The organism is Massilia sp. LMS1-1-1.1 (genome assembly GCF_040815535.1).
Taxonomy (GTDB): domain Bacteria; phylum Pseudomonadota; class Gammaproteobacteria; order Burkholderiales; family Burkholderiaceae_D; genus Janthinobacterium; species Janthinobacterium aestuarii.
The window spans coordinates 500,892-522,172 of record NZ_JBFPNG010000045.1; the positions used below are offsets into that span (position 1 = coordinate 500,892).

21 protein-coding genes are annotated in these 21,281 nt (G+C 60.7%); 9 read left to right on the forward strand and 12 right to left on the reverse strand.

Annotated features, from left to right (window positions below; all coding sequences use genetic code 11):
- Positions 1-3: 3 nt before the first annotated feature.
- A complete protein-coding gene (locus MRBLMS1_RS24155) occupies positions 4-1,356 on the reverse strand; it encodes a TAXI family TRAP transporter solute-binding subunit (protein WP_485882492.1) in 1,353 nt (450 codons plus the stop codon).
- Between the two features lie 131 nt (positions 1,357-1,487).
- Between MRBLMS1_RS24155 and MRBLMS1_RS24160 the strand changes: the two genes are divergently transcribed.
- The gene (locus tag MRBLMS1_RS24160; RefSeq protein WP_485882494.1) at positions 1,488-2,093 is read left to right on the forward strand and encodes a glutathione S-transferase family protein; all 606 of its coding nucleotides are present in this window, start codon (positions 1,488-1,490) and stop codon (positions 2,091-2,093) included.
- Positions 2,094-2,144: 51 nt separating this feature from the next.
- Here MRBLMS1_RS24160 and MRBLMS1_RS24165 read toward each other — a convergent pair whose 3' ends face one another.
- The 6 genes from MRBLMS1_RS24165 to MRBLMS1_RS24190 all read right to left on the reverse strand — a co-directional run bounded on the left by MRBLMS1_RS24165 (position 2,145) and on the right by MRBLMS1_RS24190 (position 10,144).
- Positions 2,145-5,273 (reverse strand): transglycosylase domain-containing protein, encoded by a 3,129-nt coding sequence (locus MRBLMS1_RS24165; RefSeq protein WP_485882496.1) that lies wholly within the window; start codon positions 5,271-5,273, stop codon positions 2,145-2,147.
- 364 nt (positions 5,274-5,637) lie between these two features.
- Positions 5,638-6,423 carry a competence/damage-inducible protein A gene (locus MRBLMS1_RS24170; RefSeq protein ID WP_485882498.1) on the reverse strand — a complete coding sequence of 262 codons (786 nt, stop codon included), beginning with the start codon at positions 6,421-6,423 and terminating at the stop codon, positions 5,638-5,640.
- 31 nt (positions 6,424-6,454) lie between these two features.
- Positions 6,455-7,282 carry an EI24 domain-containing protein gene (locus MRBLMS1_RS24175; protein WP_485882500.1) on the reverse strand — a complete coding sequence of 276 codons (828 nt, stop codon included), beginning with the start codon at positions 7,280-7,282 and terminating at the stop codon, positions 6,455-6,457.
- On the reverse strand, positions 7,282-8,322 hold the full coding sequence (locus MRBLMS1_RS24180; RefSeq protein ID WP_485882502.1) for a sterol desaturase family protein: 1,041 nt from the start codon (positions 8,320-8,322) through the stop codon (positions 7,282-7,284). The genes MRBLMS1_RS24175 and MRBLMS1_RS24180 overlap by 1 nt, the downstream gene beginning before the upstream one ends.
- Positions 8,319-9,161 (reverse strand): polysaccharide deacetylase family protein, encoded by an 843-nt coding sequence (locus tag MRBLMS1_RS24185; protein WP_485882504.1) that lies wholly within the window; start codon positions 9,159-9,161, stop codon positions 8,319-8,321. The genes MRBLMS1_RS24180 and MRBLMS1_RS24185 overlap by 4 nt, the downstream gene beginning before the upstream one ends.
- A gap of 11 nt (positions 9,162-9,172) precedes the next feature.
- Positions 9,173-10,144 (reverse strand): YVTN family beta-propeller repeat protein, encoded by a 972-nt coding sequence (locus MRBLMS1_RS24190; protein WP_485882505.1) that lies wholly within the window; start codon positions 10,142-10,144, stop codon positions 9,173-9,175.
- A gap of 197 nt (positions 10,145-10,341) precedes the next feature.
- Between MRBLMS1_RS24190 and MRBLMS1_RS24195 the strand changes: the two genes are divergently transcribed.
- The 3 genes from MRBLMS1_RS24195 (at position 10,342) to MRBLMS1_RS24205 (ending at position 11,669) form a co-directional block, all read left to right on the forward strand.
- Complete coding sequence (locus MRBLMS1_RS24195; protein WP_034760263.1) at positions 10,342-10,698, forward strand: FKBP-type peptidyl-prolyl cis-trans isomerase; 357 nt, start codon at positions 10,342-10,344, stop codon at positions 10,696-10,698.
- Positions 10,699-10,897: 199 nt separating this feature from the next.
- Positions 10,898-11,152 (forward strand): acyl-CoA-binding protein, encoded by a 255-nt coding sequence (locus tag MRBLMS1_RS24200; RefSeq protein WP_034760268.1) that lies wholly within the window; start codon positions 10,898-10,900, stop codon positions 11,150-11,152.
- Positions 11,153-11,198: 46 nt separating this feature from the next.
- Entirely contained in the window at positions 11,199-11,669 is a 471-nt protein-coding gene (locus MRBLMS1_RS24205) for a GNAT family N-acetyltransferase (RefSeq protein ID WP_485882508.1), read from the forward strand.
- A 91-nt stretch (positions 11,670-11,760) separates the two neighbouring features.
- Here the strand turns inward: MRBLMS1_RS24205 and proX are convergent, their stop codons facing one another.
- The 4 genes from proX to MRBLMS1_RS24225 all read right to left on the reverse strand — a co-directional run bounded on the left by proX (position 11,761) and on the right by MRBLMS1_RS24225 (position 16,030).
- The gene (proX, locus tag MRBLMS1_RS24210) at positions 11,761-12,819 is read right to left on the reverse strand and encodes a glycine betaine/L-proline ABC transporter substrate-binding protein ProX (protein ID WP_034760274.1); all 1,059 of its coding nucleotides are present in this window, start codon (positions 12,817-12,819) and stop codon (positions 11,761-11,763) included.
- 9 nt (positions 12,820-12,828) lie between these two features.
- Positions 12,829-13,932 carry a glycine betaine/L-proline ABC transporter permease ProW gene (proW, locus tag MRBLMS1_RS24215; protein WP_219330048.1) on the reverse strand — a complete coding sequence of 368 codons (1,104 nt, stop codon included), beginning with the start codon at positions 13,930-13,932 and terminating at the stop codon, positions 12,829-12,831.
- The gene (gene proV / locus MRBLMS1_RS24220; RefSeq protein WP_035828675.1) at positions 13,929-15,161 is read right to left on the reverse strand and encodes a glycine betaine/L-proline ABC transporter ATP-binding protein ProV; all 1,233 of its coding nucleotides are present in this window, start codon (positions 15,159-15,161) and stop codon (positions 13,929-13,931) included. Before proV ends, proW begins: the two co-directional genes overlap by 4 nt.
- Positions 15,162-15,745: 584 nt before the next feature.
- Positions 15,746-16,030 carry a polyhydroxyalkanoic acid system family protein gene (locus tag MRBLMS1_RS24225; RefSeq protein ID WP_034760280.1) on the reverse strand — a complete coding sequence of 95 codons (285 nt, stop codon included), beginning with the start codon at positions 16,028-16,030 and terminating at the stop codon, positions 15,746-15,748.
- Positions 16,031-16,230: 200 nt separating this feature from the next.
- Here MRBLMS1_RS24225 and MRBLMS1_RS24230 point away from each other — a divergent pair, with 200 nt between their 5' ends.
- The 4 genes from MRBLMS1_RS24230 (at position 16,231) to MRBLMS1_RS24245 (ending at position 20,164) form a co-directional block, all read left to right on the forward strand.
- Positions 16,231-17,628: a hypothetical protein gene (locus MRBLMS1_RS24230; RefSeq protein WP_485882512.1), complete on the forward strand. Its 1,398-nt coding sequence runs from the start codon at positions 16,231-16,233 to the stop codon at positions 17,626-17,628.
- Positions 17,629-17,723: 95 nt separating this feature from the next.
- Positions 17,724-18,011, forward strand: coding sequence for a protealysin inhibitor emfourin (locus tag MRBLMS1_RS24235; RefSeq protein ID WP_128140464.1), 288 nt, complete (start codon positions 17,724-17,726; stop codon positions 18,009-18,011).
- A gap of 333 nt (positions 18,012-18,344) precedes the next feature.
- Positions 18,345-18,668, forward strand: a complete 324-nt coding sequence (gene fdxA, locus MRBLMS1_RS24240) for a ferredoxin FdxA (RefSeq protein WP_010395176.1) — start codon at positions 18,345-18,347, stop codon at positions 18,666-18,668.
- Between the two features lie 275 nt (positions 18,669-18,943).
- On the forward strand, positions 18,944-20,164 hold the full coding sequence (locus MRBLMS1_RS24245) for a polyhydroxyalkanoate depolymerase (protein ID WP_070303359.1): 1,221 nt from the start codon (positions 18,944-18,946) through the stop codon (positions 20,162-20,164).
- Between the two features lie 96 nt (positions 20,165-20,260).
- Here the strand turns inward: MRBLMS1_RS24245 and MRBLMS1_RS24250 are convergent, their stop codons facing one another.
- Positions 20,261-21,046, reverse strand: a complete 786-nt coding sequence (locus MRBLMS1_RS24250; RefSeq protein WP_223278815.1) for a substrate-binding periplasmic protein — start codon at positions 21,044-21,046, stop codon at positions 20,261-20,263.
- Here MRBLMS1_RS24250 and MRBLMS1_RS24255 point away from each other — a divergent pair.
- A complete protein-coding gene (locus MRBLMS1_RS24255) occupies positions 21,045-21,281 on the forward strand; it encodes a hypothetical protein (RefSeq protein ID WP_485882516.1) in 237 nt (78 codons plus the stop codon). The genes MRBLMS1_RS24250 and MRBLMS1_RS24255 overlap by 2 nt on opposite strands.

Genomic DNA, 21,281 nt, shown 5'->3' on the forward strand with positions numbered 1-21,281 from the left:
CGCTCAGGCCGGCTCGCCAGCCTCGACTGCTGGATGCTCGCCCATCAAGGTCAGGATGCGCTTGCGCACGAAATTGATGTGGCTGCGCAAGCCATACAAGCCATCGGCAAACGACAGGGGAATCGAGATCTGGTTGACCATCTCCTCGATCTGGTCGAGCCGTTTCAATTGCGCCGCATACACGTGCGCACGCTGCTCTGGCGGCACGTCTTCCAGCGCCTGCTCGACCGTGCGCAGCTGGCCATACCAGCGGTACACGCGCGAGCGGATGCGCCATACATACAGCGGCGGCACGACGCGCGACAGGGGCAGGATCAAGGCACCGAGCGCCACCACCAGCACCCACATGCGGTCAAAGAAATTGGCCAGCCAGAAACTCATATAGCGCTGCAGCACTGGCGCGCCATCCTTGTAAAATTTCAGCGCTTCCGGTGCCACGGGAATTTCCGTGTACCGCGCGGACGGGAACTGCCCCTGCTGCTGGAACCAGCCCGTGCCGCCATGGATGCGGGCCGCCGCCTGCACGAACAGGTCGACGAGGGCCGGATGCAAGTCTTCGCGCGCGACTAAGGTGGCCGTCGGCGCGATCAGATGATAATCCTGCGCAGGAATGTTCTGCCCCAGGTCGACTATGCCGCGCGGCAAGACGACATGCGTGAGGAAAGGCAAACGCCGCGTGTACGCCTCCGCCTGCGAAAAATCAAACAGCTTGATACCCGGTGTTTGCAGCAGCATCTGGATCAGCGGCGCTTCCGGGGCCGAGCTGAACACGAGGCCATCGATGCGCCCTTCCAGCAACTCCACGGTGGCAGGCGTGTTTTGCAAATCGCTCACCGTCAGCTCGTTCGCCTCCACGCCATTGACGGACAGCAACTGCCGGAACAGGCCGGGCACGCCCGTGCCTTCCGGTCCCAGGTTGATCTTCATGCCCTTCAATTGCGCCAGCTCCGTCACCGCCTTGTCTTCGCGCATGAAGAGCCAGACGGGTTCCGTAAACAGGCTGCCCAGGGAAATGAGGCCGTGGCGCTCGGCATCCTCGTGCTCCGTCGAGCCGCTTTGCACGAAGGCAATATCGGTCTTGCCGCCATTTAAGCGCTGCAGGTTGTCCTGCGAACCCAGCGACGGCTGCAAGGTCACCTTGATGCCGTGCTTGGCCAAGGTGGCCACATATTTTTTGCCGAACTCTTCATACGCGCTATTGTCCTGCCCCGTCGACAGGCTTACCTGGCGCGGCGGCGCCGGGTCGACCAGCCAGTAAGCGAGCGCGCAAAATGCGCCGACGAGCAGCAAGGTGGGACCGGCGGTGGCGAGGAAATCGCGCACGGAAAAGCGGCTGAACGCGAGGATTTTGGACATGTGGTGGCGCATAGGTTTCATGGGTGGCTACGATGCCAAGAAAAGCTCAACTATGCAAGGCACTTTCACATGCGCGGGGTGGCCAAATCCGCTACAGTGCAAGATCGACCACCTGCCCTCTGGAGCCCCGCATGCTGAAAATTCTTGGAAAAGCCGCCTCGATCAACGTCCGCAAAGTCCTGTGGACGTGCGAGGAACTCGACCTGCCACACGAGCGCGAAGACTGGGGCAGCGGCTTTCGCAATACCGACGACCCGGCTTTCCTGGCCTTGAACCCGAACGCCATGGTACCCGTGCTGCTCGATGGCGACCTGGTGCTGTGGGAGTCAAACACGATATGCCGCTACCTGTGCGCCCAGGCAGGCCGCGACGACTTGCTCCCAAGCATGCCCCGCGCCCGCGCGGAAGTGGAAAAATGGATGGACTGGCAAATGGGCGACCTGAACAACAGCTGGCGCTACGCCTTCATGTCGCTGGTGCGCCAGAGCCCGGCACACCAGGATGCGGCGCAGCTGGCGGCCGGTATCGCCGGATGGAACAAGATGATGGGCGTGCTGGAACAGCAGTTGCAGCGCACGGGTGCCTTCGTCTGCGGCGAGCAGTTTACCCTGGCAGATATCGTGCTGGGCCTGTCCGTCAAGCGCTGGCTGATGGCACCGATGCAGCGTCCCGACTATCCTGCCATCGCCGCCTACCACGCACGCCTGGCGGACAAGACGGCCGTGTTTGCCGGCTAAAAAAAACGCCGGCGTGAACGCCGGCGTTTTGCTGCAACTGCCTGCTGGCTGCTAATTCGTACACTGCTTGGCCACGCCTTCGGCCGGCGCAGGCGCTTCGATCAGCGGCATCAGGCTTGGCGCCAGCGACACGAGCAATTGCACGGGCAAGGCGCTCGTGAAATCGTAGTTCTTCGATTCCGGTCCGCGCACGTACGCCGTCATGCTGCCATAGAAGCGCTCGCCGATATTGAACACGAACGTGGCCGAACGGTTCACATAGCGCGACTCGATCAGGCGGCCGCCGGCGCCATACACGTCGAAGCGCTGGTCGCCCGTGCCCGTCTTGCCACCCATCGGGATCGGCACGCCGTCGGCGCCGACAAACGCCGTCTTCGCCCGCTTGGCCGTGCCGTCCGACACCACTTCGCGGATGGCCTTGGCAACGGCGCGCGCCACGTCCGGCGACAACACTTGCTCCGCTTCCACCTTGCTGCCCCGCTTGACCATCGTGTCATACGGCGTATTGGCGGCGAAATGCATGGAATCGATGCGCACGCTCGGTTTGCGCACGCCGTCGTTGATGATGATGCCCATCAACTCGGCCAGCGCGGCGGGACGGTCGGCCGATGCGCCCAGGGTCGTCGCATACGACGGCACGAGCGAGTCGAACGGATAGCCCATCTTCTTCCACTGGCGGTGGATTTCCAGGAAACCTTCCACTTCCAGCAAGTTGGCGATGCGGCGGTCCTGCGCATGCTTGCGGTGCGTATTGAACAGCCATTTATACACTTCCTGGCGTTCCTTTTCGCTGGCCGCCACCATCTGCGACAGGGTGGAACCTTCGTGCTGGCGCAGGTACGCCACCATCCACAGTTCCAGCGGATGCACATTGGCAAGATAGCCACGGTCGGCCAGCGACCAGTTTTCCATCGCGTACTGCTGGTACATCTTGGCCACGCGCTCGGGCGGCACTTCGTTTTGCGATGGCAAGTTGGCGTTGAGGAAATCGCCGAATTCCGCCACGGTCCCCTTCGGATTGACGGTGCGGAAGATATTGGCCAGGCGCACGGGCGTCGGGCGGATACTGGCCAGCAGGATCTTTTCCTGCTCGTCGACACTCTTGCCGCGGTACTTCTGGTAGAAACGGTGCAGGAATTCGCGCCCTTCCTTGTCGGCAAAACGGCTCAGGTACTGGGCGCGGCGCGGATCGTCCGCGTCCGCCAGCAGCGAGGCCGAGGAATCGGGGCGCGAAAACATGTAGTAGCGGGCCACGTCGCGCATCAGGCGCACGAACACCAGGTTGGTCGACTGGCGCAGCGCCTGCTGCACCGTCATGATGCGGCTGTCATCGAGCTTGGAGAAGTTGCCGAAATGGTGCAAGCCGCCGCCCGTGAAGAAACCTTCGCCCGGGTTGCCCGAATATTTGCGTTCCATGGCGGCCGCCAGCATGGCAGGCAAGTTGCGCGCCTCGCCGATTGCCAACGGTTTCAGATAGGCAATCGCCCACTGCGACAGCATGTCCTTCGGATCGACGGCAATCTTGCCCAGCTCGGCGGCGCCCATGCCGCTGTAGCGCTGGTGCAGCTGGTCGATGATGTCCATATACGTCACCAGGGTGCGCAGCTTGGCCGTGGAACCCAAGTCCAGCTTGGCGCCCTCGTTGATGTCGAGCGGCTGGTCGTAGTTATCGGTCTGCACGCGCAGCAAGTTGGCCTGGTCGCCCTTTTGCAGCAAGGTAAAGCTGTAGACGACATTGGCCGGGTCGCCATTGCCCAGCATGCCCTTGCCCGTCAGGCCGGCTGCTTTCGCCACTTCGGGGTCGCGCAACTCGCGCAAGACCTTGGTGACGGCGTTTTGCGCCTGCGCGTCGAGCGTGCTGACCACTTTCAGGTCGAGGCGGTCGAGGTTGTACAAGCGCGGATCGCCGAGCATGCTGGCCAGATGGTTGCGCACGGCATTCGAGGCCTTGCGCGTGACGAACGAGGTCGACGCTTCCGATTGCACGCCAGACGCCGTCGACGGACGCAGCTTCTCGGCGATGGCCGCATCGCGCAGCTGCGGCGAAATCACGCCCGCTTGCGCCAGCAGACGCAGATGGCTGTTGGTCAATTCTTCCAGGTCGGCGCCGCCGGCCACCAGGTAATGCGAGGGACGGCGCTGGGCGATCAGCAAACTCAGCGCCTGCTTGTAGGCCAGCGCACTGCCCGGCTGGTCCATCTTACCCTTGAGCAAAGTTTTCACTTCAGCAAACGGACGGCCATACCAGACCCACATGCCGTCGCCGATGCCGTTGACTTCGCCAAAGCCGCTCTTGGCCGACAGCGGCACGGTGTTCAGGTAATTGAGGACGATCCTGCGCCGCGCTTCCATGGTGTTTTCGCCATCCTGGTACGAGCGCAGGCTGGCCGAAATCATCTGCAGCAGCTTGTCCTGCATGGAACTGGTGCGCCCGTCTTCCGAATGCCGGTATTTTTCGATCTGCGTGGCCAGGGTGCTGCCGCCGCCACTGCGGTGGCCGCCGAACAGGTTCAGCGCCTTGTCGAGGACAGCCTTGCTCAGGCGGTCCCATTCCACGGCCGGATTGCGCTCGGGCGTGCCCGGGTCGAGCAACTCGCGGTTTTCAATGAACAGCAGGCTTTGCACGAGCGCGGGCGGCGCTTCGGCAAAACCGTCGAACATGCGCTCGGGATAGCTGGCAGCGAACAGCGGCGCGGCGCGGCAATCGAGGATGCTCAGCCCAGCGCGGTTTTTCTCGTGATACGTGGCAAAGATGCCCCGGTCGACCAGTTGCACCATTTTCGGCGACATGCGCGCCTGCGCCGTCACTTCATAATCGCGCGCGTTGAGCTTGGTAATGAAATCCGGCAGGCTGGCATAGCCAAGACGCTCGTCGTAGGGCCCGTGCTGCGGATAGCGGATGGCGCCCGCCGGTGCGGGACCAGGCTCAACCTTGAACGCCAGCTGGCGGTCCAGGCGCGTGAAAAACTCCGCCTGCAGTGCCGACGTGCGTACTTCGCGCATGACGAACCACGCCACGCCGGCGATCAGCGCCAGCGCAATGATGGCAAAGATGGGCCAGATGCGCGAACGGCGCTTCTTCGGCGGACTCGCCGGCGGCGGCGCCTCGGCGCCCGTGTCGTCGAGTGGATCAGAAGGAGGCCGCTCTTGCGCGGCCAGATTGACGCCTGTGTCTTTCATGGGATGCTGGGGTAAGGTTGGGTTTGGACGGCGCGGGAAATGCGGTAGCGATACCGCTCCGCGCGGGATAAGACGAGGGCCAGCCAGGGCCGGTCACAACAAAACTTGCTTAACATGATGTCCATACCGGTGAATCAAAAAAACACGCTACTGCACAGGCAGGCGACCCCGCGTTCGACACGCAAGGCCCCTGTTCACCATTCCACCACATCGGCATGAAAACGACTGACGAGCGCACACAAAAATCTTGCTTCATTGAAGATTTTCGCAAAAAAACAACGTCTTGGAACGTACGCTTGCGTACATAGATGCAAAGCGAGCTGAACGCCAGCGAAAAAGCCGCCGGCGCCGGGCTGGCCGCATCTCAGATGGTGGTGTATTCCGCCTGCAAGGTATCGAGCGCGGCGCACATCTGCGCAAAGGCGGCCTCGGCCTGCGCGGGCTCGCCCTTGACGCCCAGTTCGATATGCCGGCGCGTCTGCGCATCGCCCACGCTGGGCAGGCTGAACACCTTGATCAGCGGGAACTCCGCTTCCAGGCGTACCATCAGCGGCGTGAGCAGGGATTCTGCCGTTTCATACACGAGCAAGGCGTGTTCCGCATGCGGCACCTGGTTGAACAGGTGTGGGTAATGCGTGTCGAGCACCCATTCGATCATGGGCCAGGACATGACGGGAAAACCGGGCACGAAATAATGCTCACGCACGGCAAAGCCGGCAATCTTGTTGTACGGATTCGGAATCAGCTCGGCGCCTTCGACAAATTCCGCCATTTTCAGGCGGTGCAGGTTTTCCGGCGAATTCAAATCGGCCGGCACGCCCGCCTCTACCCCCATTTCCGTGATCCGTTGCTGGATATTGAGCTTGCCCTGCGGATGCAGCACCAGCGGCAAGCCCAGCGCATCGGCGGCCGCCTGGCGCGTATGGTCGTCCGGCGTGGCGCCGATACCGCCAAAGCTGAAGACGATGTCGCCGCTGGCAAAGCTGCGCTTGAGCAAGGCGACCAGGCGGGCCGGCTCGTCGCCCACGTATTCCGCCCAGCTCAGCTGCAAACCACGCGCCTTGAGCATGCTCACTACTTTTGGAAAATGCTGGTCCGTGCGCTTGCCCGACAGGATTTCGTCGCCAATGATGATCAATCCGATAGCCATGAAGCTTCCTCGTAGAATTCGATAAAAATACTCAAGCGTCCGCCGGCGCCACGTCGGTCATGCCGCGTACGCCCCGCAAACGCGACAGTGCTTCCAGGCAGTAATACTGGAACCACAGACCCGTAAAGATAAAGATCAGCACATACAGCCAGGTGGCGAACGCCGCCAGGAAGGGGAAGAACACCACCGACATCACGCCGCCCATCCACAGCATGCCAGGCACGGCGCCGGCCGCGCCGGACACCATGCCGATGGCCAGCAGGGGCCAGCGCTGCTCGCGCATGATGGCGTGGCGCTCTTCCGCGCTGGCGTAATCGGCCATGGCGTCATATGCCATCACGCGGTAGGTCAGCCAGCCCCACAGCACGGCTTGCCCCACCAGGGCGGCGGGCGGAAACGCGTACAGGGGCAGCATGATGACCCAGGCGATGATGAACAGCAAGAACGTGGCCAGCGAAGTGGCGACGCTGCCGAGCAGGCTGCCGCCATGCTTCTTGTCCAGTTGTGGAAAGTGCCGCCCGCCCACATGGCGGCCGATGGCCGGCATGGCGAACAGGCCCATGAAGATCAGCGCCGTCAAGATCATCAGCGGCAGCAGCATGAACATGGCGATCAGCGGCACGATCACGGCTTTCAGCATGCCCAGGCCGAAGGTGGACAGCACCTGCCCGCTGGTGCGGAAGAAGTCATACTGCGTGAACAGCGCATGCAGGCTGTCGATCAGCGGCTGCAAGCCCACATACAGCAGTCCTCCCCACAGCACCAGCGACAGGATGAACGGCGCCACGCTCAGCAGCAATATCCTGCCGTGCAATTGCGACAGCAAGGCGCGGCCATACGAATTCAACACATTACGCATCAACGGCGTCCTTTTCGTTTGATTCTTGCAAATTCCACCATGCGGCGCAGGCCCAGCCATTGTTGCTGCCAGAAGCCGCGGCCATAGTCGCGTCCCGGCCGGCCCATGCCTTTGCTGTCGATACGGGCCAGCTGGTCGCGCACGCCCGTGCGCGCATAGCCGGCCGAGAAATTCGCGGTGCCCAGCAGCATATCCCAAATCGGCAAGACCACGCCGAAGTTGCAGCCACCCATGCTGCCCTTGCCTTTCGACTCGTGCCCCACGCCGATCGCATGGTGTGTACGGTGGAAACGGGGCGAGATCAACAGCCGCTCGCCGATGCGGCCGAAGTGTATCCTCACATTCGCGTGCTGCAAGCTTTGCAGAATGCGCGAAACCGACACCAGCAGTACGTACTGGCCCGGCGGCACGCCGATGCCGAGCGCCACCAGCGCCATCACCATGTCGCGCAAGAAGTCGTCGAGCAGGTGGTTGCGGTCATCGCTCCACAAGTTCATGTTTTGCTGGCTGTGATGCAGGCTGTGCAAGCCCCACCACCAGCCGAAATGGTGCGAGGCCCGATGGTAGCAATAGTCGACGAAGTCCAGTATCACAAAATAAATGATAAAACTGAGCAAGGGGCTGATGCCGGGCAATAGCGATTCCAGGTTGAATGGATGAATATTATCGAAACGCAAGGTGCCCGCCAGCGCATCCATCAGCGGATCCAGCGTGAAGAAGACGACGACAGAAAACAGGCCGATCCGGTGCAGCACGGTGTAGATGAAATCGTTCCAGCGGGCGCGCGGGTCGGTGATCTTTTGCGCGGGAATCAGGGCTTCGAGCGGGCGCAGCACGAGAAACAGCAGCACCAGTTCGCACAGGCCGATCAGCAGCCACTCCGTGCCTTCGAACGCTTCTTCCGTGAATTCGCCAAAGCCCAGGTGATACACGAGCGGGTTGACGATGGTCTGGAACAGCCAGCCTTGCGCCACGCCAAAGGCGTCGACCACGGTGTCGATCACCGGGGTGACGAAGCCGAGGATATCGGCGGCGATCATGGCTGGCCCTTCTTCTGCGCGTAGGCAGGATGCTCGCGCAGGGTGGCAAAACAGAAACCCTTGTCTTGCAAGCCAGAAATCAAGGCGTCCAGATTGGCGGGCGCCCACGCATCCTTGCGCGACCAGATGCCCATGTGGGAAATGAAGATGTCGCCGCTGCGCAAGTTCGCCAGCGCTTTTTTCAGCAGCATGGCGTTCGGATACTTGTCGCTGGGCAGCTCATCGCCGGAATACCCCGCTGGCGCCCAGCCCGCATGCTGATAGCCGCAAGCGCTGCCGGCCGCCAGGGTACGCGGCGACGTGTAGCCGCCCGGCGCGCGCCAGAACGGATCGAGCTTGTGGCCGGTCAGCTCCTGGAAGCGCGTATCGACCCGGCGCAATTCCTCGCAGAACTGTTTATCCGTAAACGACGCCAGCTTGCCGCCGTCCTTGCCGAATTGGGGCTTGACCTGGATCAAGCCGTTGGCCAGATCCTTCTTCCAGTACACATGGTCGAACGTATGCGTGCCGAACGCATGGCCTTCGGCGACCCGGGCTTTCCAGTACGGCGCCCACGAGGCATCGAGCGAATAGTCGCCGCGCGTGGTCTTTTCATTGGCCAGGAAGAAGGTTGCCTTTACATGACGTTTGTTCAGCACGTCGGCGATCAGTTGCGCTTGCGACTGGCTGCCCGTGTCGAAGGTCATGTAGATCGTGCCCTTGCAGGCGGCCGGGGCAGAAGATGCGGCTGGGGCCGGCGCTGCTGGTGCCGGTGCGGCAGCATGCGCGGGGGACAGGATGGCGCTGGCGCACAGCAGCATGGCGGACACGCGGCCCGCAGGAATCAGGTGTTTCATCATCACACCCGCCATCACATGCGCGGCGAGTGGGTAGCGAAATACACGCCATGGGGCGAGCGGCCTACCGGTATGGTCTTGATGACCTTGCGCGTGGTCAGGTCGATCACGGCCACTTTCTTGATCCAGCGCAGGGTCACCCACATGGTCTTGCCATCGGGCGTGATTTCCATGCAGTCCGGGCCGCCCGGCACATTGATGGTGCCCACGTTTTCCAGCGTCTTCTGGTCGATGATGTTGATGGTGTTCGACACGCGGTTCGAGACGAACGTCATGCGGTTGTCACCGAGCGCGCGGAAATTATGCGTGCCGGCGCCCGCCTTGATGCGCTTGACGGTCTTTTGCGTGCGCCAGTCGATCACTTCCACGTAATCGCTGCCCATGATGCCGACCAGCAAATACTTGCCATCAGGCGTCATCGTGATGCCGGCCGGCGCGGGGCCGACAGGCATCGTCCATTTGACGGTTTGCGTGGCCAGATCGATGGCGCTGACCTGGTTGCTGCCCTGCTGCGTGATGAAAGCCATGGTGCTGTCGGCCGTGAACGCCATGTGGCTGGGCAGTTTCGGCAGCGGGATGCGCTTGGCCAGGGTCAGGTTCTTGCCGTCGTAGCGGTACAGGTCGATACGGTCCAGGCGCAGCGAATTCGAAATGAACCATTTCTGGTCCGGCGAAAAGCCGATCTGGTAAGGATCGAGGATGTTGCTGATGCGGCGCTGGATCTGGCCCGAGACAGGATCGAGGAAAATGAGCTCGTTGCCGACGGAACTGGCGACGATCAGCGACTTGCCGTCCGGCGTTTCCATCAGATGGTGCGGTTCCTTGCCGACGGCAAAGGTGGACAGGGGAGCATAGGTTTTCTGGTCCAGCAGTTGCACCGTAGCATCACGGGAATTGAGTACCACCACCACTTCGGCTTGCGCCGTCGATATTGCGGAAACCAGGCACAGCGAGGAAAAAACAAGGCGGCGTAGACTGCGGAACATGGAAGAAATCACTGTTAAATACAAAACATGCATTTTACGTGGAACACTGTATTTATTGTGTGAAATCCCCCCTTAAATACAACCGACAGCCACACATCGGCGTAATTTCCGGTTTTCGCTTGCGCCGGGCCTGGAATGGCGCTTTGCAACTCATTGCTCTACAATCTGAAGCTTTCATCGCCTACACAAGGATTATCATGACCACCACCACTACCGCTTCCGGCCTGCAATACATCGATACCGTCGTTGGCGAAGGCGCTGAAGCGCAAGCCGGCAACAATGTTGTCGTGCATTACACGGGCTGGCTGCAAAACGACGACGGCAGCGCCGGTTCGAAATTTGACTCGAGCAAGGACCGCAACGATCCATTCGAATTCCCGCTGGGCGCAGGCCGCGTCATCCAGGGTTGGGACGAAGGCGTGCAAGGCATGAAAGTGGGCGGCAAGCGCCAGCTGATCATCCCTGCGGCACTCGGCTATGGCGCACGCGGCGCCGGCGGCGTGATTCCACCGAACGCCACCCTGATTTTCGACGTCGAACTGCTGGGCGTATAAGAAGCTGAAGGCTGCGTTCCAAGGACCGCACCAGACGCCGCCCCTGTTCACTCAGCGGCGGCGTTTTTGTTTTGAGTGTGTCCTCTAATGCACGGCGCGCTTTTTTCACTATGATGTCAGGCACTGCAGCACGCACGGTGGCCACTCCGCCGGGCCTGCCGCACTTTTCCAGCGATTCCATCAGCACACAGGAGCCATCATGAGTTTACAAGAGCAATTCGAACAAGCGCAGCTCGATTCCAAGACCCTGTCCGAGCGTCCGGACAATATGACCTTGTTGAAAATCTACGCCTTGTTCAAGCAAGCGTCGAGCGGCGACGCCACGGGCGAGCGTCCTGGCATGACCGACTTCGTCAACCGCGCCAAGTTCGACGCTTGGGCGGCCCTGGCCGGCACCTCGAAAGAAGATGCTCAGCAACAATACATCGACCTGATCGAAGACTTGAAGGACTGATCGTCCCTCCCTGCCCCGGCGCCTGCCGGGGCAGTATAATTTCTGCATGACACCATCACCGAATTCCCTGCTTTCCCTGGCCCATGCCGCCGACCTGCCCCGCCTGTTCGATGTCTGGCACCTGTCCGTACGCGCCACCCACGATTTCCTCGCTGACAGCGATATCGCTTTCCTGGCGCCCTTCGTGCACGACGAGCTGGCCAGGGTGACGGCCGAACGCCTGCTGCACGTGCTGCGCACCGATGACGGCGTCGCCTATGCCTTCCTGTGCGTCGAGCACGCCAAGATCGAGATGCTGTTCGTACATCCCGACCAGCGCGGCAGCGGCGCCGGCCGCGCGTTCGTGCGGCACGCCATCGCGGCCCTGGGCGCCACAGCCGTCGATGTCAACGAACACAACACGCAAGCGCATGGCTTTTACCTCCACCTGGGCTTTATCGTGGAAAACCGCTCGCCGCTTGACCCGTTCGGCAAGCCTTTCCCCATTTTGCACCTGAAACTGGCCGAAAACGGCTAAAAACTCACCAAAAACCACAAAAACAGGCCGTTAACGCAAAAGTGGCTACCAAATCGGTAGCCACTTTTTCATGTTGAAACGGCGCTAGAACTTACTTTTTCGCCGCTGCCAGCGCTTGCGCGATCCAGCCGTCAAACTTTTGCTGGTGGAACTTGATCCAGCCAGCCGTATGGCGCGCGATATCGGCTTGCGTGTTTTCACCGCGGCGCATGCGCTCGTTCTGCGCATTGATGTCCGCCACGGGCAGTTGCATCACTTCGAACAGCTTGGCTGCGGCCGGGTTTTTCTCGGCCCAGGCCTTGTTCGACACGATGCGCGCCGTGTTGACGGCAAAGCCGTAATCGCTGCCATTGTCCAGACGCGTGTTCACTTTCTCCGGATTGGCCGAGAACGGCACTTTCAGCCAGACCACGTCCTTGCCCGGCACCAGCACGCCGCTGACCCAGTACGGCGTCCACGTGTAGTACAAAATCGGTTCGCCACGCTTGTAGCGGCCCATGGTGTCGGCGATCAGGGCCGCATAGCTGCCCTGCACGTGCGTCACCGTTTCGCGCAATTTGTACGCATCCATGTGATTCTCGATCAGCGCTTCGCAGCCCCAGCCCGGGTTGCAGCCCGTCAAGTCGGCCTTGCCATCGCCATCGTGGTCGAACAGCTTGGCCAGGTTAGGGTCGCGCAACTGGTCGATATTCGTGATGTTGTACTTCTCGGCCGTCGCTTTGTCGATCAGATAACCTTGTGCGGCAGGGCCGGCGTATTGGCCCGTGCGCAACAGCTTGGCGTCGCCGCCCGCATTGTTATAGAAATCCTTGTGCATCGGGTCCCAGTGCACGGCCATGAAGGTGGCGTCGCCGTTGGCGATCGCGATATGCGCGGTCGGGTATTCCACTTCCTTGATCGGCTGCACTTCGTAGCCGAGCTTTTCCAGCGCTTTGTCGACCAGCATGGTCTGGAAGGTTTCTTCCGCGATCGAGCTTTGCAGCGCCTGCACCTTGATGCCCTTGCCGGGCAACGCATCGGCGGGTGCGGCCGGCGTCTGCGCCATGGCCAGGCTCGTGGTCAGGGCCATGGCGGCGATCGCCAGGGCGGAAAACAACTGGAACTTGCGTTGCGATTTTTGCGTCACTTTAAAATTGTCAATTTGATGCATGTGGTTCCTTTATTGTGCGTTGGCCAGCGTAGCTTGCTGTGCAACATTATTTTTCTCCGTGTTGCCGCGCACCAGGCGCAGCACGAAACCGGCGGGACCCGTCTGGTACCAATGGCGCACGCCGCGGCGTGGCTGGCCCATCGCTTGCGTCAAGCGGTCCAGGGTGATGGCCAGCAGCACGATACCCAAGCCACCGACAGTTGCCAGGCCCATGTCCAGGCGGCCGATGCCGCGCAATACCATCTGGCCCAGGCCACCGACGGCGATCATCGAGGCGATCACGACCATCGACAGCGACAGCATCAGCGACTGGTTGATACCCGCCATGATCGACGGCATGGCCAGCGGAAATTGCACGCGCGTCAGCAACTGCCACGGCGAGGCGCCATACGCGCGGGCCGCTTCGATCAGGTCGGGACGTACCTGGCGGATACCGAGATTGGTCAAACGTACGAGCGGCGGCAGGGCAAAGATGATCGTCACGATCACGCCTGGCGCATTACCGATACCAAACAGCATCACCACCGGCACCAGATAGACAAACGCAGGCGTCGTCTGCATGGCGTCGAGCAAGGGACGCAGGATATTCTGTGCGCGGTCGCTGCTGGCCAGGAAAATACCGAGCGGCAAACCGATGGCCAGGCAGAAGGCCAGCGACGTCAACACCAGCGACAAGGTCGTCATGGCTTCCGGCCAGATGCCCAGCATCGATACAACCAGCAGCGCCAGCACGGTGCCGATGGCCAGGGTGCGGCTGGTAAATTGCCATGCCAGCAAGCCGATGATGGCGATGACCGTCAGCGACGGGGCAGCCAGCAGCACGCCTTCCACGCCGGACAGCACGCTGTCGATCGGCGCGCGCACGGCCTGAAAGAAAGGACGGAAATGGGCGACAACCCAGCCCAGGCCCTGGTTGATCCAGCTTTCCAGCGGCAGCGAGCCGTCGAAGATCTGTGTCAGGTGAAAACCGGAGGCCGCGTGTTCCGGCTGCACGGCCGGTCCGGCCGCGTCCAGCCAGGACGTGTCGCCCGGCGGCGTCAGCGCCCAGGGATTGATTTGGGTTGCAGGCTGTTCAACAACAGCTTCTACTGTGGAAACGGTGCTTGGATTCATGCTTGTCCTTTCTGTTGTTGTTCGGCAATGGCTGGCGTATCGCGGTCGAGGAACTTCAGCAAGGTCGTCTTGCTGATGGCGCCGCGGAAGCTGCCGTCATCGGCCACCACTGGGACGGCGTAAGGCAGCTGCGCCACCTGACCGAACAGGCCGGCGACTGGCTCGTCCGCATTAATGGTTTGCACGTCGGGCAGATACGCATGCGCCAGACCCAGCGGTCCCACATGGCCATCGAGCGCACTGCGCAGCGAATCGGCCGACACGACGCCGAGGAACTTGCGCTGCGGATTGACGACATAGGCAAACGCGCGATCCTGCTCTTCCAGCATCGACAGCGCGGCGCGCGAGCCGCGGCTCGGCGACTCGGACACGACGATCTGGCTCTTGCGGGCAATATCGCTGGCCTTGAACACGGCCGCCGCATCGACGCCGCGCACGAAGTTGCGCACGTAATCGTTGGCCGGTTTGCGCAGGATTTCTTCCGGCGTGCCCACTTGCACCACGTGGCCGTCTTTCATGATGGCAACGCGGTCGCCGATGCGCATGGCTTCATCGAGGTCATGCGAAATGAAGACGATGGTGCGGCGCTTGATCTGTTGCAGGCGCAGCAGTTCCGATTGCATTTCCGTACGAATAATCGGATCGAGCGCGGAAAACGCTTCATCCATCAGCAAAATCGATGGATCGCAAGCCAGCGCACGGGCCAGGCCCACGCGCTGCTGCATGCCGCCCGACAATTCGTCAGGATAGCTGGCGCCGTAGCCGTCCAGGCCCACTTGCTCCAGCGCTTGCTGGGCCAGCGCATGGCGCTCGGCCTTGGGCATGCCGGCCAGTTCCATGCCGAAGGCAGTGTTGTCGAGCACGGTAATTTGCGGCAGCAGCGCGAACGACTGGAACACCATGCTGATGTCCTTGCGGCGCAGGGCACGCAGCTGGGCATCCGGCAAGGTATTGATGTCGTTGCCGTCGATCAGGATGCGGCCGGCCGTCGGCTCGATCAAACGGTTCAGCATGCGCACCAGGGTCGACTTGCCCGAACCGGACAGGCCCATGATGACGAAGATTTCGCCCGCTTCAATGGTAAAGGTGGCGTCGAAAACGCCGATGGTGCAATCGGTCTTGGCCAGGATGTCCTGCTTGCTGGCGCCTTGATGAACGAGTTCAAGTGCTTCTTCTGGCTTGTCGCCGAACACTTTGAACACATGGTCGATAATGATTTGTTTTGCCACGATGTGGTTCTCCCTCGATTTGACGAATGGAATGAAACCCAGCAAGCCTGCTAGCTTGCGGCGGGAATCAGCAAACCCTGTTGCGTCGGCTACGCCACGGCGCACAAGCGCACGGGAGCGACAGAAAACAGGGGGTGACACGCGTGTGACCAGCGGATGGCCAAAGCCGGTGCCGGGGTGCCGTGTGCGTGCTAAAAGAGGCTGTGGTTCAGGACTTTTAACAACGCTAGCGCCATGCAAATACATGGCACCAAATGTATTTGACCGAAAAAAAAATCGACCAAGCTACTTTTAACTGGATGCGGGTGTAAAACCCGAAGAATTATTCACCACTGAGCGAGTGGGGAGTACTGCGAAGCAGAAGGTGAAACGCGGTGTAGCTGTTGTAAATATGACTCAAGTGTAACGCAAAAAGCCGCCAAAGTCCAATGGCTTTCCAAATAGAAATGTGCTAGCAATGTTCGATAGCGTACAGTCAGACGTAAAAAAGGCGAAAAGCGACGTGTTTTCGTCGTCTTTTCGCCTTCCGCCGCGGCGCCATTTTTACCACCAAACTTGGCGCCAGACAAGCGGGGCAAACGCCATCAAGCTGGCTCGGTAAACACCTTGCGCATCTTCTCGGCGATCTTGCCTTCAATCGTGGAAGCAAAGGCGCTGAGCATGAAGCCCAGCTTGATTTGCAGTTGCGCCTGCTCTTTTTCCAGGGTCAGCGAACCATCGACGCCGCTGCGCTCGAAGCGCAGCACATCGCCATCCCAGGCGCACGCCAAATCATATTCCTGGGCCAGCTTGTCGGCCACTTGCTGCGCCGCTTCGCGCGCCTTTGCTGCCGTCAGCTTATGTTGCTGAACTATATTTATATCCGCCATCAAACGATCCTTTTATTATAAAAACGGGTGCCATACGGCCAGCATCATACCAGCCGCCATGCGGCGGGCGCGGCCGCAGCTGGCGCTGGACGGCTAAAAAAGCCCGTACTCCCCGCGCATCGCTTGCGCCGTATCAAACCGGATGCGCCGAAGCGGGATGACTATTCCAGTTCCAGTTGCGCGTGTCTTGGAGAACTACCATGGACCAGAAAGTCATCGTGCCGGTCGAAGCCGTACTGACCAAATGCGTGTCCCTGCCCGTCGGCTATGTCCCCACCCCCTCGGCGCCGTACCGCCAGCACCGCAAGAATGCGCAACTGACCCTGCAGCCGGGGCCGCCCCGCCTGACCGAGGCCACGGTGCGCAACGCAGCCGCCGTGCCCGTCGGTTCGCGCGTACTGATCTGGAAGCAAGACCCGTCCGTCAGCGAACTGGGCACGCGCAAGACCTTCCTGCCCGGTCTGATCCTGCAAGGTCCGCGCGACGCGCGCGTCACGTTTGGCGAACCGGGCATCGCGCAGGTCAGCCCGAATGCCTTCGGCGACTTCATCGTCTCGCCCAACACCGACCAGTTCGACGCCGTGCACACGTTTGCCATCGTGCGCATGACATTGACCATGTACCAGCGCGCGCTGGCCAGCAATGACACGGCGCCGCCCCTGCCCTGGCAATGGAATAGCGCCAGCAACACGGCACCGCTGCGCGTGTTCCCGCACGGCTTGCCCAATGTCATGAATGCCTATTACAGCCGCAGCGACAAGGCGCTCAAGTTCGGCGATTTCATCCCCAGCGGCGCTACCGAGCGCGTCTACACCTGCCGCTCGCTCGACATCGTCTCGCATGAAACAGGGCACGCCGTGCTCGATGGCCTCAAACCGAATTGGCTGCTCAGCAACAATCCGCCGCAAACGGGCGGCTTGCACGAATCGTTCGGCGACCTGACGGCCATCTTCCTGGCCCTGTCGCAGCTGGACCAGGTGGAAGCCGTGATCGCGCAAACGAAATCCGACCTGCACGACAAGACCTTCCTGGCCGACCTGGCGGAACAGTTCGGCCTGGCCCTGGGCCGTCCCAACGGCTTGCGCAATGCCGACAACGACATCAAATTGTCGGAAGCAGGCACAGAAGTGCACGCCATCTCGCAAGTGTTTACGGGTGCCATCTACGACATCCTGGCCGACATCTTTGCCCAAGAACGCCAGCCCCAGCTGGAAGACGACGCGGCCGTGCTGCACCGCTGCGGCGACTACCTGCGCAGCCTCGTCCTGCGCGCCCTCGTGGCATCGCCCGACCAGGCAGCCACCTATGCCGACGTGGCCGGCCACATGCTGACGATCGCCGAGACCGATGGCAACAGCGCCTACCTGGACTTCATCCGCAACAGCTTTACCGTGCGCGAAGTGCTCAAGGCCAATGCCATGACGGAGGATGGGCAAATGACATTTGCCCCCGCTGTCGTCGACGACGACAACGCCGTGCAAGACAGGCGCGCCTGCTGCGGTACCATGAACCATGCGGAATACAGCGAGTCGGATCAATTGCTCGAAGCGGAGCGCGAAGCGCTGGCCGCCTGGTGCCGCAGTTACGGCCCCCAATAGACAGCACTGCAGCGCACCAGCGCGCCCTATCCAGGCCTGCCGGAACTGCGGCAGGCCGTGGCGCGTCCCACCACCACCCCACAGCAAGGAGCAGCATGAAAATTTCAGCCCGCAGCAGCGGCGGCTTTGCCGGCCTGAGCGAACAGTATGAGATCGATACGCAAGCCCATCCGGCTGGCCCCGGGCTGGAAGCGGCACTGGCCAGCAGCGGCTTTTTCACGCACGCGCAGGCGGCGGGCGAACAGGTGGGCGCTGATATTCCCCGCTGGCAGATCACGGTCGATGCGCCCACCGCGCGCCGCACCATCACGTTTGCCGAAGATGGCAGTGCTGAAAATGCACGTTGGCAGCAATTGCTGACGCAAATACGCGCTAGCGCCTGATGGCTCCGGCACTTATCTGTGCCGATCTTGATTTGGGTAAAACAAAAACACCACACGGCAAGTCAGCATGCCGCCCGCCCGGCCCCCTGCCGCATCGGGCGACTGTCGCTTTCTTGCCGCGTTCTTCATCGCAACGTCCCGGATAGTCGCTGAATTTCCCGCTCTGCGCGGCAACGGCACTGCCAAAAAATGAATTTGCTTATATGTATTGTATATAAGCGGGATTTGTGAGAAATAGCGAATTGCCTTAAAATACAATGCTTTGCTTTAGTATGCGCCGCCGAAGTTCCTGCAGGCGCGACAGCACCTCCCCCAAAAATTGATAGGACTGTTATGACCCACGTTGTCACCGAATCCTGCATCGCCTGTCGCTATACCGACTGCGTCGATGTCTGCCCGGTAGATTGTTTCCGGGAAGGCCCGAACTTCCTGGCAATCGATCCGGACGAATGTATTGACTGCGCCGTTTGCGTGGCAGAGTGCCCGGTGAACGCGATTTTCGCGGAAGAAGACGTGCCGGGCGACCAGCAAGCCTTCATCAAGATCAACGTCGATCTGGCGCGTAACTGGCCTTCGATCACCAAGACGAAAGCTGCCTTGCCGGAAGCCGAGCAATACAAGGACGTCAAGGACAAGCTCGACATGCTGGTGCGCTAAGCGCACGGCAGCTGCGGCGGCGGTTCTTGCGGGGGAGACTCTTCCCCCAGGGGCGTAGCGGCAAAAAAACAGACAAAAAGCAGCGGAAACGCTGCTTTTTTTGCTTTTAAAGCATGGTTGCAGGTCTATCCATGCAAGTGTGGCGCGCTGTCACAACTATGCGCAAACTGTGGATCTATGCGCGGTAAAGCACATTTTGTCCTCAACAAATATCGTAAAATTGGATTATGATATTTGAGCCGATATTGGCGCTTGGAATCAAACAAGGACTCTATATGCTTTACCAACTGCACGAACTGCAACGCTCTTTCCTCACTCCGGTGATGCAATGGGCAGACATGTCCTCCAAGTTATTTACCAACCCGGTTTCCCCACTAGCCCACACCCCGTTTTCGCAACGCATCGCAGCCGGCTACGAGCTGATGTACCGCCTTGGCAAAGACTACGAAAAACCGCAATTCGACATCCAATCCGTTCTCGTCAAAGGCGAGAGCGTCGACATCCGCGAACACGTTGTCGTGACAAAACCGTTTTGCCGTTTGATTCACTTCAAAAAAGAAACCACTGGCTTGCAACAGCCCAAAGTTTTGCTGGTTGCCCCCCTGTCCGGTCACCACTCGACCCTGCTGCGCGATACCGTGCGCGGCTTGCTGGCCGAGCACGATGTCTACATCACCGACTGGACGGACGCGCGCATGGTACCGCTGACGGAAGGCCCGTTCCACCTGGACGACTACATTTATTATGTGCAGGAATTCATCCGTCTGCTGGCGCCTGACTTGCACGTGATTTCCGTCTGTCAACCGACCGTGCCCGTGCTGGCAGCCATCTCGCTAATGGCGACGGCAAAAGATCCGCACATGCCGAAAACCATGACGATGATGGGCGGCCCGATCGATCCGCGCCGCTCGCCTACGCAAGTGAACAACCTGGCGACGGAAAAGAAATTCTCGTGGTTTGAAAACACCGTGATCTACGCGGTGCCGCCGAACTATCCGGGCTTTGGCCGCAAGGTCTATCCGGGCTTCCTGCAGCACGCCGGTTTCATCGCCATGAACCCGGGCCGCCACGCGCAAAGCCACCGCGAGTTCTATATGCACCTGGTGACGGGCGACGACGAGCCGGCGGAAGGTCACCGCCAGTTCTACAACGAGTACAACGCCGTGCTGGACATGCCGGCCGAGTACTACCTGGAAACGATTAAAACGGTTTTCCAGGAATTCAGCCTGCCGATGGGCACGTGGAAAGTGGGCGGCCAGCTGGTGCGTCCGCAAGACATCACGAACGTGGCACTGTTCACGGTAGAAGGCGAACTGGACGACATTTCCGGCGCCGGCCAGACGCAGGCGGCGCATGACCTGTGTTCCGGCATCCCTGCCGAGATGCAGCAAGACTTCGTGGCGCCGAAATGCGGCCACTACGGCATCTTCTCGGGCCGCCGCTGGCGCGAAATCATTTGCCCGAAAATCGGCGAATTCATTCAGAAACACGGCTGATACACGGCATCTCCATCAAAACGCCACGCCAGTTCACGCTGGCGTGGCGTTTTCTTTTATGCACGTGCAACAGCGGCGCCACACGTCAGTGGGAGGTCAGGGGGACGATGGGGCCGTGGCCAGGCTCTGGTCGAGCCGTTTCCAGTAATCGCGTTCGAGGCGGGCCGTGTCAACATCGCGCGCCGCCTCGTTGAAGCGCTTTTGCCACAGCGCGCCCTGGGCATCGCGCTGAAAGCACACGTGCACGGGGCGCTCCTTGAAGACGGACTCGATGATCCCGATGCGTTCCCGTTCAGCCTTGCTGAAGTTGCGCCCCATCAGCAAATGCTGCAGGACATGGCGCTCGATGACGATCACGCGATAGCGCTTGATCAACAGTTTTTTCAGATTCGTCGCGTCGTTCAAGCCCTCTTCCGTCTTCAGCTCGCCGCGCGCCACCATGCCATCGAACTGTTCTCCATTCGAATAACCGGCCACGGTGCCGATGCGCAGCTTGCCCAGATCGGCCAGGCTGGCACCGGGCGCGCCATCCTCCTTCAAATAGGCCAGCACACCCTGCGTGTTACCAACCGGAACAGAAAAGTGGCAGAGCTTTTCCCGTTCCGGCGTGCGCCAGACGGCCAGCAGCCCGGCGTAGCGGGGACTGGCCAGGCCAAACTGCATGGCGCGCTTCCAGGGGAAATATTCATACTTGACCGCATAGCCGAGGCGCTCGAAGATGGCGCTGACCATGGCGCCCGACATGCCGTCGGCAGGCAGGCTGCGGGAAATGAAGGGCGGCCAGTCTTCCGCCGCGAAGCGGACGATGCGCGAGCTGGCAGCGCCCTGCGCCGCCATGGAGGTAGCCGCCTGCCCGTGTGCAAGGGCAAGCGAAGCGTGCATGAACAAACAGAAGGGCAAACCAACTGTCCGGAGGAAACGCATGTTTGGCTCCTATGGCCTGGCGCGTATTGCAATGCTGGTGCGGCAACAGGACTGGCGGTCGGCTTTTTTTATTACTGACTTGATAAATCATGCTCCCACAAAAGAAAGAAATTGCAAAGTTGTTTATTTGCACTTTGACATTCCCACGGGAAATAAAATACGATTGCGGCGCGTCTGCAACAGCCCGTCATGA